Genomic DNA, 15,518 nt, shown 5'->3' on the forward strand with positions numbered 1-15,518 from the left:
TACAGATCGGATCATGAGAGCCATTCCGATCGCATTGATGCTCATGTGCGCCGCCGCCGTCCCGGCGATGGCCGAAGGGCCTATTTCAAAATTCGACGCGAAGGCGCCGGAGGCCGCCTATCTGTCCAGCCGAAAGCTGGAAGATATCGAGCGATGCCTGATCGACATGGATGGGTTGTTCCCGCCATCCATATATCGTCAGCCTGATCGCCCCGATCACGTCACCTTGCTTTGGCGCGGCGGCATGGGTCTGACCCTGGGCCGCGTCGATCTTCACCGCCAGGCGGACGGAACGAAAATCACATCCTGGTTCGGCGCGAAGCAGGTTACAGGCTGCGCCCCTGCATGATGATCAATCCGCATCAGCGGACAATTCATCCAGCAATATGCCCTCGACGCGAGGGAGAGCTTGCGCAAGCAAATCCATGTCCACATTCCGGGCACGCCCCAGCGCCAGCGCTGCACCAAAATCCAGCCCGAACGGCATGCCGATTCCAGCGCGCAGCTGGCGATTGCATCCGGCAATAATGTCCCAGACGCCTAGTCCTGCGTCGGTTGTCGGCTCGTTTTCGACATAGGGGCAGGCTTTGCGGCCCTCTTTCGGTTTCGCTTGGCATCGGCCTTCCCGCTGCGCCTGACAGACCGATTGGCAGTATCCCTTGCCGGCATCGCCCCCGCTGAAATGCCATTCCGCGAGAGCGATGATACGTTTTTTTCCAGCTCTCGCAGCATGAACGGACGCACATAGGCATTGTCCAGCATTTCCCAGCGGGAAGGATCGGAGAGGAACAGGTCCAGATTTTCCGGCGTCAAGGGAGCCGGCTCGCCATTCTGGTCGCCAACACCCTCCCAGCCTATGATGCCAGACCGCAGCAGGCTGTCCGAAAGGGCGTCACCCGCCTGCTCGATGACATCGGTCGGCAAGGGCTGATTATCATCAAGGGACAGACCAGCGTAGCAGGCGCTTGCCGCCCGCTTGGCAGCGCGCAGAGCGATCCTGCCGATCGGCGCAAACTGAACGCGGATCGCGGGGCTGCTGTCCTCCGGGCTTTCGCCGACCACGGCATCCACTACGGTGACCCACCATGGCTCACGCGCCAGGCGCTCGGCATCCAGATTGAGCATCAGAAGCTGTCCTTCTGATTGCCGGTCGACCATTCTATCCGGATTTTCCGTTCTTCCTCGATCGTCTGGAACCGGTCGCCATCCCGCACCAGCGCGCCATTTTCGACGGCATAGCGCACGACGCGGCCATTTTCGACGTCCGCTTCGATCACCTTGTCGATGCGGTCGCCCGTCTCGACGTCGATGATGCGCAGTCGCGCACATACAACGCTAGGGGTGACGCCCAGCTTGGCATAGAGGGGCGGGGCATCTTCCTTAACGGACGGTGCTTGGGCGGCAGCCGGCGCCGCGATTTCGGCGGCGACATCCGCCGAAGGCACCGGGGTTTTAGGCTTCGTCATCACGAACCTCCTTCAATAGCTGGCAATGGCGTTGATCAGCTTGGCCGTGATCTTGTGGCCGCCGGCGCCGCTGGCCTGGCAATTAAATTCTGCCATCACGCCACCCGGTCCGGTGATCGGACGCTTGGTGCGCGGGAGGAATACGCGCGGAAGCGCGAACTTCAGGCTGTTCGTCCCGTTGGCCCACCCGATTTCATCCAGATTGACGGGCGTTCCATCGGTCGCGGCCGTCAACAGCGCAAGGCTGTCGAATCTTGCCGTGAAGCGCAAGGCGGCCTGCACAACACCGGGCACCACGCCGCCGATGCGACCGTCGGACCGGATAACCTCGATTTTCTCCAGGCTGTTGGACATGGAGATATCGGCGGATACGATGTTGCCTAGGGCGACGCCGTCCCGCTTGATGACACCCGTCGCGTGGGCGAAGCGGACACCCTGCTGCGCCGTTGGCGTGCCGGCCACAGAGGCCGCAACCGGCGTCGTTTCGCCCTGCGCGATCATCGACAATGTGGCGTTCAGCATGCCAGATCGCGCCATCCCAATCCGAATTTGATTGAGCACGGCGCCATAGTGGACGGAGTAGGCGGGAACATCCGGATGGCCGACCTCGATCGATCGAGACGGAAGCGCCGCCGCGCCGGACTGGAATGTGTGGGTGTACGGGCCCGTTCCGGTCACCGCTGCGGCACCGAAAAACCCTTTGAGCCAGAAGCCGATTGCCGCGACGTCGACGGGAACGACAATGTCACCGTCATTGGTGGCAACGTCCTGCACAGGATCTAGTCCCTCACGACCGAAGCCGAGCTGATCATCTTCGATCAGCGGCCGCTCTTCGCCGAGCGTCGAGCTGACGAACGGCAATTTTTTGAAACCGGTGGCGGGCGTGGTGCCGTAGGTCGCTTCATCGACCGCGTGCAGCACGGCGTTGATGCCCATGCCGAAACCCATGATCGTTCTCCGTCAGTTAAGGGGGGTGATGGTCGAATAGGTAGCGATGATGTCGAAGCTTGCGCCCAGTTCGGTGCGCGTGCCAAAGCTGCTCAGCGGTTCGACATCAAGGCCGCTGACGTCGAGAAAGCTGACAAGCCCGCCCAGAAAGGGGTCGGCCGCCACGGCCGCGCCCACCTTGCCAGCCATGTCGTCCAGCACCGACCGTAGGGACCGGGCCTGTTTGAAGGCCCGCAGCTCGACCGGTACGCGATGGGTCCAGTGCCAGGTAGGCGGCGATAGGTCGATGTCCGGTTCATCCAGTTCGCCGTCCCGCACCAGCACGGTATCCAGATTATGTGTCCGCTTCGGACGTTCCGCCCCATCCTCCAGGCCTATCACCGCATGACCGGCCAACGCACGCTGCACGAGCTTGAGGATCGCGCGGTCGACATCATTCCGTTTTGACATGGCTCAGCCCCACTTCGCTTGCAGCCGGCGCGCGACCCGGTTGGCGGCGCGCTGGGCCGGCCCGTCAAGGTCCAGCAGCTTCGGCTTGCGGACCGACTTGACCAGCGTGAACATCAGCACCGGCTTCGCTTTGCGTGGGGCCATGCCCCGGCGGCCCGCGACCCGGCCCTTTGTCGCCTGACGATGTCCGCCCGACAGGCCGGACACGACATCGATAAAGGCGAAGCCCTTGCCACGCTCGATCGCGACATCGAGTTCAGCGTTGAAATGCAGTTCCACCTCTTCCGGCGTCATTTTCGATCCGCCGGCGCGCCGCCCAAGCGACGACGCATAGCTTCCCGACCGACGACGCGGCGGCACATTCTTGGACGGTATCCAGAGCCACTTAGCCCCGTTCATAGGCCGGATTGTGGCGCCATTGATGTAGGACTGCACAATTAAGGGTGCGGCCGAATACACATAGCCAGCAGGGTTAAGTGATCTCGACCCTTTAGGGTAGATTTCGCCGCGCCATGTTTTAGACAGGCGTGATCCCAGACCCGCTGAAATTATCTGATCCCGCAGATCATCTTTCAATGACGCCGTCTCTTCTCGCATGACTGCGGTGATGTCTTGAGCTAGGTCGCCCTCAACCGCATCCAACTGGCTGGTGAGCGAAGATGATATGATCTGCGACTTCAGTTTCACCGCGAGACATCGACCGGCTCATAGCCGACCGTCCATGTGAGTCCTTCCACATCCGACAGCGGCTCACCTGTCAGAACAAGCTCTTCTGACGGATGGAAATCGCCAGATTCGTCGGTCTTGCCGACAAGCACCGTGTCGCCTTCGTCTATCATCTCCAGCTGAGACTGGCGAATTTGCATCTCGCGGATCATCTCGATCCGACCACCGCCGGAAAAGCGGGTTTCACTGTCCCTGTGGCTCCGAATGATCCGCACGTCGCGCGTCCATTTGCCGGTTGTCGATATATGCTCCGCAGCCTCGGATCCCGGCGCATTGAAGATCGCATCGAGCGCCGAGGCAAACGGATCGACCACGATCAGATCGCCGCGATCAGTTTTACAGCAATGGTTGCTACGCCGCTCGCTGCGGCAGCCTGGAAGATGCCGATCTTGGTATTGCCGCTGGCGACATTGGTGACAACCTTGGCCGCGTTGTCCCAATACGCGACCGTCTTGCGCGTGACCGTCACCGCCGCCTTGGGCAAGCTGAAAACGCCGCGAGTGACGCCGACTACGGCAGCACCGCTCGCAGCGTCCGTCGACGCAACGGCGAATTCGGCGCCGTCCAGGAAGCCGTCGCCGGATTTGACGGCATAGGGCGCAATGCAATCGACATTGTCACCGCGTTGGATGAAGTTTTTCATTCTGACCTCCTAAATTGAAGCGGGGTGGATTGGCCGGCGTTAACCGGCAGCGGCAGCGGCAGCGGCAACCGCATCGGCGACGCGCTGATCAAAAGCGGCATCCTGCTCGGCCTGCTGGCTTTCGAGCGCTTCGCTCAGAAGCTTGTCGCCTTCCTCGCGGATGCGGATCATTTCCGCGTCCAGGGCGGCATCGCCGTCCGACTTCTGCTTCTCCAGCTGCTCACGCACTGCCTTTTCGTCGGCGGAACGCAATTCTTTCAGCTGTGCCTTGACGGCCTTGCTGACGGCCTTGTCGAAAGCCTTGACGTCAAAATCACCGTCGGTTTCTGCGGGATTATCGATGTCGGTATCCAGCACATCCTCCGGCAGCACGTCGCCATTATCAACGAAATGGATGGCCTGTGCGTTCGTGACAGTCTGCGGGCCGTCGTTCGGGCCCTTTGGCAAGCCACCGATCATCACGGTGCGCTGCAAAGCTACGATCTTCATGTCTTTCACCTTTCGGAAACGACATGGGCGGCCGAAGCCGCCCATGTCGAAATCATCATGAATGGGGAGGGTGTCAGGCGCCGGGGTTCATGTAGGCGCCGCGATAGTCGATCGCCTTCGCATTGAAGTCCGTGCGCCCCTTATATTCGACGCCATCCACCTCGAAACCGACGCGGGTTTCCGTGTAGACTCCGCGCTGGCCCTTCAAATAGGCATGCTGCACGACGGCTGCACGCTTCGGATCGGCGAACAACATCCACCTGTTGTCCGTAATGCGAGGCTCCACGACCAGCGTCAGCTTATTTGCAAACAAATTGACGTTGCTGCTCTGGGTCGCCGCGACGGCCGTCAATACAGCCTCTGCCTCCGTTTCCTTGTCGGGGCCGACAACGAGATATTTCGGCACGATGTTGATCACCGTGGAACCGTCACGGTCCTTTTGCTTGCGCATCGACGCACGTGCCACGCCCAGGCTCGCCGTGGTGATCGCCGATCCTGAACCTGCAAGATTGCCGTGCTGCGAGGAAAACAGCGCAAAGCCATCCGTAAGCAAGGGGTTGCCAATGATGTTGGCCCAGGCAGCATTCGATTCATGCAGCGCGGCACCCGTACCCAGCTTGGAGGAGATATCGCTGAACAGTCCCAGCTGATCGTTGATGATCAACTGACGCGACAGCGAGTAGATCTTGCCAGCGGTCCACAGCTTGTAGCTGTCGCCGATGTCCTGGAACGACCCGTAGGTGTATTCGCCGTTTTCCGCGACGACCTGAAACTCGGACGCGCCGACCAGGCCGACGATCGGTGTGGGACGGAAATCGTTGGCGCTCGTCTCCTTCGATAGCAGCTTCCAGTTGTCCGACGCAGCCTCATATTCGGTCATGATGACGAGATTGCCGGCCTGTTGGAGAGCAATTGCGAAATCGCTGGTGGTCATGGCGCCATGGCGGAAACCCAGCGCTTCCTGGCACAATTGATAGGGGCTGTAGCTCGCAGTCCGCACACCGGAGCGTTCCAGATATTGGCGCGCGATTTCCAGTGTCCCCATATGACCGAACAGTTCGCCGCCGTCTTCCGGCGCATCGAAGCTATTGGCCATGCGGACGACGAACGCACCGCGCATAGCATTGCGATACTTATCCTGTTCGTCGGCGCTGATCGTGATGGTACCGGTAATCTGCGGCTGCGATCGATCGGCGACATAGGCGTCGGTGATTGCGTCGGTCAGTTGCTCTTCCGTCATCGGGCTTTCAGCGTGGCGGGACAGGATAGCTGTGCGCTGCGCATCGCTCAGCGACGAACGGGTGAACAGGTCCATCATCCGCTTCAGCGTGACTTCGCCGGCGCGGATTTCCGTTTCCGGCACGACCGGAGCGGGAGGCGTGGCAACCGGTGCCGGGACGGGCGCCGGCGCCGGGGCGATCGGTTCGGGCATGATAACTTCCTCGGATATCGCGGGCGCACCGCGAATGATGCAGGGGTGGCCGCCCTGCTCGGCTTTGCGGGCGCGGACTTGCGACCCGGCATCAAATGGCACCGCCACCATGGAAAGCTCGATCGGCTCCCAGTCCGTGGCAAGCATGTGAGGCTTTTCGCCCTGCTTTTCGGTGCGCAGATAAGTATGGACCATGTACCCGACGCTCACACTGCGGATATGACCGTCGATGATTTTCTGATTGGTATCGGCAACATCAGCCGTTTTGGCGAGCCGGACCCGTGCGACGCCTTCACCATCACCGATCCGGACCGATCCGGGAACGACCGAGCCCAGCACATTACGCAGGCTGTAGTCATTATGACTATCGAGCAGGCAGGCACCGTTATTCAGCCGATCAAGGCGAACGGCGGATCGGTCAAGGCTCAGTTCCTCGACATAATATTCGCCGTCCCACCAGTCGAAGCGCAGGCCGGCAGCACCCGTGGTCCAGCAGATTTCGATAGAGTTATCAGCTTCGTCATACGACGACGGTTGCGTCGCTGCCGCTCGATACATCATCGGCGCTACTGTCTGCGCCGCTTCCGGACTGTGAGGCATTATTGGCTCCTGGCGTGCTAGGGTCGCCCATGAAGGCGATTCTGCGTTTGGCATTGGCGTCCCGATCGGTCGCAATCTCGTCCATCAGTTCGTCATGGTCGTTGCCGCGTTCGCCGATCAGGTTGCGGCGGCTCTCGATCCCTGCCTGCATTTCCAGCAGGGCCGCCTTGGCGTCGCCGGCACGGTCGATAGTTTTCACGCGCGGTGGCGTATGCTTGAACTCGGCCTTCAGGTCGCGCGGGCCGATCCGGCCCGTGGCGAAGGATGCCTCCAGCCACCAGTCGACGACGCGAACGCAGAACTGCGGAATGATCGTCAACCACTGGATGCGCCCCATACCGGTCTCGAACTCATTCGACCCGGCTTTGAAGCTGGAGAAATTGACGTTTGACAGGTCACCCGTCATTCCTTCGTAAGTGACTTCGCCGCCCGCAGCGACGCGCAGGTTGCCCCAGCGCAGGAAATCGCTGAAACCGCCTGCAGCCTTCGGCTCACCGAAGCTGACCGTCTGCCCCTGATCCAGATAGCTGATCATGCCGGGATACAAGGACTCGAACGGCTGACCCGATCGGCCATCAACTTCACCATCGACCGCGCCGACCGATGACGGATCGGCATCGACCGACGTGGTCACGAAGGCCGCGAAGCAACTCTCGATTTTCTTCCGAACGCCCTCGGCCTCGATATAGTCATCGACATCGTCCAGGCCTTCGACCACGGACTCGAAATGGCTGCGACCGCGCCACTGACCCGGCTCCTCGCGCCGGAACAGGTGGATCACATCGGACGCCGGAACTCGTTCGCTACCGGTGCCGAACATAGGATCGAGCGATCTGCGGAAGTGATAGAAGGTTGGCTTGCCATCCTCGCCATATTCGATACCGTCCCGAACACGCTGGCCCGCTACCGCGCCGTCCAGCTGATCGACGCGAAGCACCTGCAGGCGGAGCGGGTGGCCTGCTCCGGCTATCAGTCGGCGCAGGATGAACACTTCGCCATCCAGCAGCATGGCCCAAGTGACCAGTTCTTGTTGACCGTAAAGGTCCTGCACGCCGTCATGATCGGCAAGCGCAATCCACTCGCGCCACTCGCGCTGCAGCTTCTTCGACCCCTTCGGCGTAGCCGTGATTCCGTAGGCCACCAGATTGTTGAGCAGGTTCGCCTTCATCTTCCGCGCGAACGGGTTCAGGCGAAATATCCGGCGCAGCTTCTGCCGGTCCATGATCGACGTGCCGCCGATCGCACTATGGGTCGGCCGAGACGCCGGATCATTCACCGCCCAGCCATCCCCGCGGCGCTTCTGCCGGCGATTCTGCACAGCGCGGACCTGCTCGACCCGCTCCAGCTGGGCGCGCACGACGCTGCGCTTGAGTGCGCGCGACGGCGACACCGCAGCTATGGCGCGGTCGATGAAGTTCACCGGCCGATCCGCCCGATAGTGAAACCCTTCTTGGGCATCGCGCGGTTTTCATCCGCGATTACCTCGGCCTTCATCTCCGTGCGGAGCCGGCGCAGTTCGTCCAAGCTGTGCTTCTCGCTGCTGCGCCCGTCGGAGAAGGTGACCTTCTTCGTCGGGTCCAGGATCGCCTGATCAATCTTGTCCAGATCGGCGCGGGTCCAAGCCATTATCGTCTCCGTTGTAACCAGTCCGACCGCGTTGACGTCAGCCAGTCCCTGCGAGGCACCGGTGCCGGCTTCGGGCGCGGTCGGCCCGGTGCGGTCATGTCCACAGACTTCTTCACCACCACGATCGCGGCGGGTGCATCATTGGCGGGCAGCACACCCATCGCCTGGTCCGGTACCCGATAGGCTTTCGGCACCCACCGCATGTGATCGCGGCTCTGCGCGAATGGCGGCTTCAGGATCGACGCATAGGCGTAGACCAGATGATCCAGCGTCTCGTTGCGCGCTCGCAGCTTTTTCCACTTGCCGTCTTTCAGCTCTTCGGCTGTGATCTCGTCCAGATATTCATCGGCCAGCCCCGGCTCACCCTCCGACACGTGCCGCGCCGGACTACCGGGCCGATCGGCACCCGGAATATGGATATATCCCGGCCCCGGCTCCGCCTTGCGCAATCGGACGTCGATGATGTTCTTGATCCGATGGACATTGGGCAGCCACAGGTCGGGCGAATTGCGTTTCGCACCGCCCGACACCTTCTTGTCCGCAAACTCACCCTGCGGCATCAGGCGTGGTGACAGCGGATTGCTGCCGCCCTTCACCAGCGTCACCCGCCGCCGCTCGATTCCCCATCCGTCGCGCGTGCTGGGCGCGGTGGCCTTGTGCCACAGCGCCTGGGCGGACTTCGTCCAGCTATCCTCCTTCGTGCCGCCGCCACCCGTGTCGATCGCCACCGACAGCGCTGGCGGACTTTCCCCTGACCCATCTGCCAGCGGCCATGTCTTGCGCCACAGCGGCAAGAGCGCGTCGGCATGCGCCGGTTCATGGAAAGGCCGAATGGGCGTCCCATCCTCCAGCACATCGATCGACCAGCGGTCGATGATCCAGCTTTCCAGCTTCTCGCCGAAGCCGATCGCTGCGCACTGAAAGCTCGACGCCTGCGCATCGACCACGATCACGATGACCTTCACGCCAGCAGGTACAGTCCCCAGGGCGAACCCGGCCTCCCGCCGCTTGGCCAGCTCGGCCGACTTCAGCGGCTTTTCGCCCGACAGGATCGAGCGATAATTCTTGCCCCCCTTCGTATTCCAGAAGGTCCGCAGCGGGCCTTCATCCTGCCGGTCCTGCCAAGCGATCTCCGCGTCACGCAGTTCGCGCGCCAACGTCGGCCAACTGGTGAAGGCCATCAGGCCATCAATCCGGAATGTCCTGCGCCACGGCCCGGCCTCCGGCTTGGCAGCGACAAAGCCCGCTTCAGGCAACACCTTCAGACTGTTCAGTAGTTTGCGCCGATCGCTCGGCTGCAGGGCACATCCGTTCGAACAGACGACGGTCGCCGTCTTCTCGGCAAGCTCAGGCCCGCCGCTGCGATCGAACTGCAGATCGCGGCGTATATCTATTTTCCACCGGTCGCCGCACGACGGACATTCCGGGTGCAGGCTCTCGTCAGTCCCGCTCTCTACGAACGCTTCCGTTTTCCCGCCCGTCTCGTCCGCCGGCGACGACGACACGAACTTCGTGTCGCGCCCTTCGAATGTCGTCTGTCGGCCGCTGAGCAGCTTGATCGCGGACCCTTGGCCCGCTTCATCGGCGGTACCGCCGATGTCGCTATCCATCTGGTCATAATCGTCCAGCCAACCGCAGCGCACGGGGCGCTGGGCGAACTGGCTCGGCACCGGCCAGATAGACATCACGAACATCCCCTGAAATTGCTTCAGGAAGATGTTGTTGGCGCTGGCCGTCTGCAGCAGCTTGCGCCGCAGAGCCGACACCTTGTCCACGAACGGCTGTATCCGCGTCACGACAAAGGTCTGCGTCGCAATGCGGTCAGGCTGGACCATCATGAAATCGGATGGATCCTGATCGATCAGCGATCCCAGCCAGCACAGCCCTATGGTCGATTTACCGCCCTGCGACGGACCTAACAGCCCGACCTCGCCGGTCTGCGGCGCGCCCAGTGCATCCATCACCACCGGATGCCAAGGCAAGGCGTCCAGATCGAAGTCCGTATTTCTCCGCGCCCAGTTGCTGACCGTCAGCCTTTCGCGCGGTGCATAGAGGTGCGACAAGCGGGCGAAAATATGCGCGCCGGTTTCACGGGGCGGTAGCGTCCAGCGCGGGGCCGGCAGGGATGTCGGAACCATCGTCGCCATCGCCGCCTGCTAACTTCTCCGCAAGTTCCTTCATCCTGTTGCTCAAAGCGGTCTGGTCGGCCGCCATCAGCGTATCAATTTCGATCTGTAGTTCCCGTGAAACGTCCGCCCGCTTGGCCAGACGCGCCGAAAAGCTTGCGCCCGTCTGTTGAAACCAGACCAGCACCTGCCCGATCGCGGCTTCAACGCTGGCCTTGTCGACCATCTCGCCGCGCAGACGCGAAAGCTTGATGGCGACGATTTCCTCTTCCAGCAGCGCCTTTCGGTCGGCGATCGTCAGGCCGGGTTCGGTCGTCGCGACCGACAGGCCCATATCGGCCGCGAACAGGTCCAGCTCTTCGCGCCGCGATCGGGCCGCGTCGCGCTTGGCCTGGTCGAGCGACTGGATGTAGCGCGCCGCCACATCCAGATCGATCTCATAGGCGTCGCCATTCTTGCCGAACTTCACAATCCCCGGAAAATCGGGATCGCTCCCGATCATCTTCCGAAGCGTCGGTTCGGACGGCATCCCGGCAAGGGATGCAAGCTCAGAAAGAGACCCGCGCATCACCGAAACCCAAAGAAAAACAAGAGCCTAAGTAAAAATTCAGCATAGTCGCGTGTCCTGCGCCTTTGGCCTCCGTACTGCCCCTATTCCGGGGAAGGACCCAAGGGGGGCGGGGGTGCCCGGCCCTCTCGGCCCTCATCCGGCCGTGCGCAGGCGACCGCCCGCTCGACCCACCGGCTCGCGGTTCAGTTCACGCAGTTCAAAACGATCGGGGCCGCATGAACCCCAAAACCCAGCGCCTCGCCCCACCGCACTAGGGGGCCGGGCCGGGTAAGGACCCGTTCGGGGGTGGGGTCACCCCCTGCCCGCCCGGACCGCCGCACCGACCGTGCCCGAAACGGCAACGCCCCGCCGGGCCGAGGCCAAGCGGGGCGTTGCAGGATAGGAGAGGATCGCCACGCTGGCCCCGAACACAGGCCCGCCACCAGCGTATGTCTGAACTAGTCGATTTGAAGGAAAAGGCGAACAAACTTTATTCGCATGACGCAACATTCTACCCCTTGCGCCGTGTCTATGCGCGCATTTCTGCGCCATTCAGCGTCACGCAGATGCGGTTTACAGCCCGGCCATAGCGCATGCGCAGCCCATCCGCACCGCGCTTCAGCCCCAATGGCCGCAGCAGCGCCCGCCACGGCACCACCTTACGCCCCGCAGCCAGCGCCGTGACCGCCAGCACGACCAGCTTGCGATCGCGCTCAGGCGCATGCGCCAGCCAGGCCGACGCTTCTTCCATCCGCGCCAACTGCTCGCGCGACAGAGGGATGCGAGGCACAGGCCGCTCTTCATGCGCCGCCCAGTCCCACCAGTCCCGCACGATCAGATGCCACGGCCCGTCACTGGCGAAGCCCCACGTCCCGCTCTCGGTCCGCCATTGGAACTGCATCGCCTCCACCAGACGCGCCTCGACGTCGTCAAATGTCCAGAAAACCGACCCTTCCGCCACCGGAACCATCATCGCCAACCCTTCCATCTATTAACCTACTGAAAAGCCTTATTTATTCTTCTATGTTGGAATGATCGGAAGGATTGGAAGCATATATGTATATTTTCATCGCGCATGCGCATGTGCGCGCACGCATGTGTGATGATAATATGCGCCCAATCCTTCCAACCCTTCCAAAGGCGCAGAAATCCGCGCTTTCTTCCTTCCAATGATGCTTCCGCCACCCTTCCGAACCGGAAGCATCCGAATCTTTCGCGCAACCCGCCGCTCAGAAGTCGGGCACCCAATCCGGATCAATGTCGGGTGGCGGCTCGCCTGATGCAGGCCCATCGCCGTCGGGCGGCGGCGCCGGCATGTCCTGCCGCACCTTCCCATGCTCATCGATGAAGTCGGACGCCTCGCGCACCAGGCGCATGCCCAGCCACTGCATCCCGTCGCTCTGTTTCTTGCTGAAGCCCTTGTCGGCCATGGCCTTGCTGAAGCCCTTCTGGCTCCAGTCCCGCTCGCCCGCCGCCTTGCACCACGCCACGAACACATCGTACAGCCGCGACGACTGGATGCGGCCTTGCGGGTCGACCTCCGTACATAGCCGCAGGAATCGCCCGAGCGGATCGCTGCTATCGCGATATTCGGCCGTGGCCTCCCGCACCGCATCCGGCTCGACCAGACCATGATCCATCCAGTCCAGCAGGCCGCGCACAATATGGTTCAGCACGCCGGCGGCCTCCGCCCGCAATTTGGCGGGCAACTGCTCATCGCGATCGCCGTCGGCCACATGCGCGTTCCACGGCACCAGCTTCATGCGGCGCCATATCCCTTCATCCGTGCCAGGAATGTCCGGCTTGTAATTGCCGCCGATCGTCAGCTTGAACAGCGGCATCAGGTCGAAGAAGCCACGGTGCAACGCACGCACGGCCATCGGCTCGCCACCCGTCGCCGCCTTTATCAGCGCCTCATTGAGCTTCGCTCCCCGCTCCGGCTCCGACGCGCGCAACATGCGCACGCCACCCAGGCGCGCCAGATCCGGCGATGCCTGTTCGCCCCGTTTCTTGATCCCCTGATCCAGAAACGTCTCGATGCCGATCGTGCCGCTATAATCGCCCAGGACATGCGCCCACAGGTCGATCGTCGTCGACTTGCCGTTCGCGCCTAAACCGTACCAGAAATGCAGTTTCTGCTCGGAAATGTCGCCACTGGCCGAATATCCGGCCCATTGGTGCAGATATCGCCGCATCGCCGGGTCGGGCTGCGCCCACTCCAGAAACCCGTCATAGATGGTCGACGTCGCCGCCTCATCAAAGGTGACCGGTGCCAGCTTCGTATTCAGATCCTCGCGCCGATGCGGCTCTAGTGCCACGGTCGACCCGTTCTTCTTGTCACGCCGAAAGCGCAGCGTGCCGTTCAGCACGTTGATGGCGAACGGGTCACGGTCGAAATCCTCGATCGGCGCCGTGACCCACCGCTTGGCGAGGCCCGCGATGCAGCCGAGCTTGCCGGATGCCTCCGACGCCCTGCCCCACTTCGCGATTTGCTCCGACAGGATGACCGGGCCACTCTTCAGGTCCGTGACCCGGTCCATGGCCGAGGCGCGTTCCCCGCTCTCGCGATAGAGCTGCCAGCGGATGACCAGGATCAGCGGCGGCTTGCCCTCCAGTGGCAAGGGCTCATCGGGCTCGACAAAGCCCGTCGCCGCCACGAAATCGCTCTCGCGCTGGATCGCCCGCACCGTGTCGAACACGGCCGCCTGCACTTCCGCCGGCAACGTATCCTTGTCCTGGTCCAGCACCTTCCACCGGCGCCCGTCCCATCCCAGCCAACCCTTCGCCGTGGTGAAGCGAAACGCATCGCCATAGCGCGCCTGGAACCGCTCCGCATTGCCCAGGTCGGTCCGCTGGAATCCGGCGCAGCGCATGTCGAGCAGCATCGGCGCAACGTCGAAACCGCGCGCGAAGCCGGCGTCGAAGGCCTTGTCGATATCCTCGGCCGTGACATCGTCGACGTCATGCGCCACCACGGCGATCGCATCGTCCGCGACCGCCCGATCGAGCATCCCGGCACCGACCCGCCGCCCCATGCCCCAGGCGAACAGCGTCACGCCATCCTTGTCGCGCCTGGCCGCCTTGATCGCGCCTGCCAGCCGCATCAGGGCTACCGCGCGCAGCCGCTCCTGCACCTCCACCGTTTGATCGCAGAAGAGCGCTTCCACACTTCCAACCGGAAGCTTTTGATCCTCTCCCACCCACAGGGGTGCGGGGGGAAACGCATCGTCGAACAGCCGGCGCCAATAGGCCAGATACTGCCCGCGCGTCTCATCATGGCCGACCGTCTGCGCCAGCGCCGCCAGTTCCGCCCATATGGCGGCTCTCCCTTCCGGCGTCGCGCCGTCCCCGGCTGCCAGGATGGACGTCCAGATATAGCTGGACAGCGACAGCGCACCGTCGACCAGCGCATCGATCGCTTCCCGGCCGCAACCGCGCACCAGGTCGTCAGGATCCATGCCGTCCGGAAGGGTGGCGATCTTCAGCGACCGCCCCGGCCCGACGAAGGGCAGCGCCCGCACACAGGCACGATCGGCCGCCTTCCTGCCGGCGGCGTCGCCATCCATCAGCAGCACCGGACATTCGATCACGCGCCATGCGCGCTCCAGCTGCTCGGCCGTGATCGCCGTGCCCATCGGTGCCACGACCTCGGCAATGCCGGCCTGGTCCAGGGCGATGACGTCGAAATAGCCCTCGACCAGCAACAGCCGCCGTGCCTCGCGCGCTGCCGGCGCGGCCCGGTGCAGGTTGAACAGCACCCGCCCCTTGTCGAAATGGTCGGACTGGTCGCTGTTCAGATATTTGGGCAGGTTTTCGCCGATCGCCCGCCCGCCAAAGCCGATCGGCCGACCGCGTGCATCATGGATCGGCACGATGATCCGGTTGCGAAAGCGATCGCGCAGCTCGCCCTCATCCGTGCGGAACAGCAGCCCCGCCGCCTCCAGCTGGTCGCGCGCGATGCCGACCGCCGATATCGAACCGCGTGCCGGCGCATAACCGATACCGAAGCGCGCGATCGCGTCGGCGCCGACGCCGCGCGCGTCCAGCGCCTCCATGATCGCCCCCGCCGGCTCCAGATGCCGGGCGAACCACGCCCCCGCCTCGCCCAGCACCTGCCCAACATGCTCCAGCCGGCGCGATCGCTCCGCTTCCTCCGGCGTGCGCGCCGGCATCTCCAGCCCGGCCGCCGCCGCCAGATCCTTCACCGCATCGATGAAGTCCATGCCGCCATGGTCGGTGAGCCAACGGATGGCATCGCCATGCGCGCCGCAACCGAAGCAATGATAGAAGCCCTTGTCGTCATTGACGGTGAAGCTGGGCGTCTTTTCCCCATGGAAGGGGCAGCAGGCCTTATGTTCCTTGCCGGCCTTGTCGAGCTTGATCGACTTGCCGATAAGCGCCGAAAGCGTCGTGCGGTCGCGGATTTCGTCCAGAAACGCAGTTGATAGAGACACGAAAACCC

At 62.9% G+C, this 15,518-nt stretch carries 17 protein-coding genes; 1 reads left to right on the forward strand and 16 read right to left on the reverse strand.

Translation table 11 applies throughout. From position 1 onward, the window contains the following. Positions 1–13: 13 nt before the first annotated feature. On the forward strand, positions 14–349 hold the full coding sequence (locus ACNHGR_RS11170) for a hypothetical protein (protein WP_475286099.1): 336 nt from the start codon (positions 14–16) through the stop codon (positions 347–349). A gap of 3 nt (positions 350–352) precedes the next feature. Here ACNHGR_RS11170 and ACNHGR_RS11175 read toward each other — a convergent pair whose 3' ends face one another. From ACNHGR_RS11175 to dnaG, 16 genes are all read right to left on the reverse strand, one after another. Beyond that, a complete protein-coding gene (locus tag ACNHGR_RS11175; RefSeq protein ID WP_475286101.1) occupies positions 353–487 on the reverse strand; it encodes a DUF7697 family protein in 135 nt (44 codons plus the stop codon). A 53-nt stretch (positions 488–540) separates the two neighbouring features. Continuing rightward, positions 541–1,125, reverse strand: coding sequence for a hypothetical protein (locus tag ACNHGR_RS11180; RefSeq protein ID WP_475286103.1), 585 nt, complete (start codon positions 1,123–1,125; stop codon positions 541–543). Further along, positions 1,125–1,466 carry a hypothetical protein gene (locus ACNHGR_RS11185; RefSeq protein ID WP_475286104.1) on the reverse strand — a complete coding sequence of 114 codons (342 nt, stop codon included), beginning with the start codon at positions 1,464–1,466 and terminating at the stop codon, positions 1,125–1,127. Before ACNHGR_RS11185 ends, ACNHGR_RS11180 begins: the two co-directional genes overlap by 1 nt. Before the next feature lie 12 nt (positions 1,467–1,478). Beyond that, positions 1,479–2,414 carry a phage tail tube protein gene (locus tag ACNHGR_RS11190; RefSeq protein WP_475286106.1) on the reverse strand — a complete coding sequence of 312 codons (936 nt, stop codon included), beginning with the start codon at positions 2,412–2,414 and terminating at the stop codon, positions 1,479–1,481. Between the two features lie 12 nt (positions 2,415–2,426). Beyond that, positions 2,427–2,864, reverse strand: coding sequence for a hypothetical protein (locus ACNHGR_RS11195; protein ID WP_475286107.1), 438 nt, complete (start codon positions 2,862–2,864; stop codon positions 2,427–2,429). Between the two features lie 3 nt (positions 2,865–2,867). After that, a complete protein-coding gene (locus tag ACNHGR_RS11200) occupies positions 2,868–3,551 on the reverse strand; it encodes a DUF6441 family protein (RefSeq protein ID WP_475286109.1) in 684 nt (227 codons plus the stop codon). After that, positions 3,548–3,904, reverse strand: coding sequence for a head-tail joining protein (locus tag ACNHGR_RS11205; RefSeq protein ID WP_475286110.1), 357 nt, complete (start codon positions 3,902–3,904; stop codon positions 3,548–3,550). The genes ACNHGR_RS11200 and ACNHGR_RS11205 overlap by 4 nt, the downstream gene beginning before the upstream one ends. Before the next feature lie 2 nt (positions 3,905–3,906). Continuing rightward, a complete protein-coding gene (locus ACNHGR_RS11210) occupies positions 3,907–4,233 on the reverse strand; it encodes a DUF2190 family protein (RefSeq protein ID WP_475286112.1) in 327 nt (108 codons plus the stop codon). A gap of 39 nt (positions 4,234–4,272) precedes the next feature. Beyond that, on the reverse strand, positions 4,273–4,722 hold the full coding sequence (locus tag ACNHGR_RS11215; RefSeq protein WP_475286113.1) for a hypothetical protein: 450 nt from the start codon (positions 4,720–4,722) through the stop codon (positions 4,273–4,275). A 73-nt stretch (positions 4,723–4,795) separates the two neighbouring features. Next, positions 4,796–6,754, reverse strand: coding sequence for a prohead protease/major capsid protein fusion protein (locus tag ACNHGR_RS11220; protein ID WP_475286115.1), 1,959 nt, complete (start codon positions 6,752–6,754; stop codon positions 4,796–4,798). Further along, positions 6,675–8,174 (reverse strand): phage portal protein, encoded by a 1,500-nt coding sequence (locus ACNHGR_RS11225; protein ID WP_475286116.1) that lies wholly within the window; start codon positions 8,172–8,174, stop codon positions 6,675–6,677. The genes ACNHGR_RS11220 and ACNHGR_RS11225 overlap by 80 nt, the downstream gene beginning before the upstream one ends. Then, a complete protein-coding gene (locus ACNHGR_RS11230) occupies positions 8,171–8,380 on the reverse strand; it encodes a hypothetical protein (RefSeq protein WP_475286118.1) in 210 nt (69 codons plus the stop codon). The genes ACNHGR_RS11225 and ACNHGR_RS11230 overlap by 4 nt, the downstream gene beginning before the upstream one ends. Continuing rightward, positions 8,380–10,527, reverse strand: a complete 2,148-nt coding sequence (locus ACNHGR_RS11235) for a terminase gpA endonuclease subunit (RefSeq protein WP_475286120.1) — start codon at positions 10,525–10,527, stop codon at positions 8,380–8,382. The genes ACNHGR_RS11230 and ACNHGR_RS11235 overlap by 1 nt, the downstream gene beginning before the upstream one ends. Beyond that, positions 10,469–11,008: a hypothetical protein gene (locus ACNHGR_RS11240; RefSeq protein ID WP_475286122.1), complete on the reverse strand. Its 540-nt coding sequence runs from the start codon at positions 11,006–11,008 to the stop codon at positions 10,469–10,471. Before ACNHGR_RS11240 ends, ACNHGR_RS11235 begins: the two co-directional genes overlap by 59 nt. A gap of 577 nt (positions 11,009–11,585) precedes the next feature. Next, the gene (locus ACNHGR_RS11245) at positions 11,586–12,029 is read right to left on the reverse strand and encodes a hypothetical protein (protein WP_475286124.1); all 444 of its coding nucleotides are present in this window, start codon (positions 12,027–12,029) and stop codon (positions 11,586–11,588) included. A gap of 256 nt (positions 12,030–12,285) precedes the next feature. Beyond that, positions 12,286–15,510, reverse strand: coding sequence for a DNA primase (gene dnaG, locus ACNHGR_RS11250; protein WP_475286126.1), 3,225 nt, complete (start codon positions 15,508–15,510; stop codon positions 12,286–12,288). Positions 15,511–15,518: the final 8 nt, after the last annotated feature.

It is taken from the genome of Sphingobium sp. RS1, assembly GCF_056156825.1.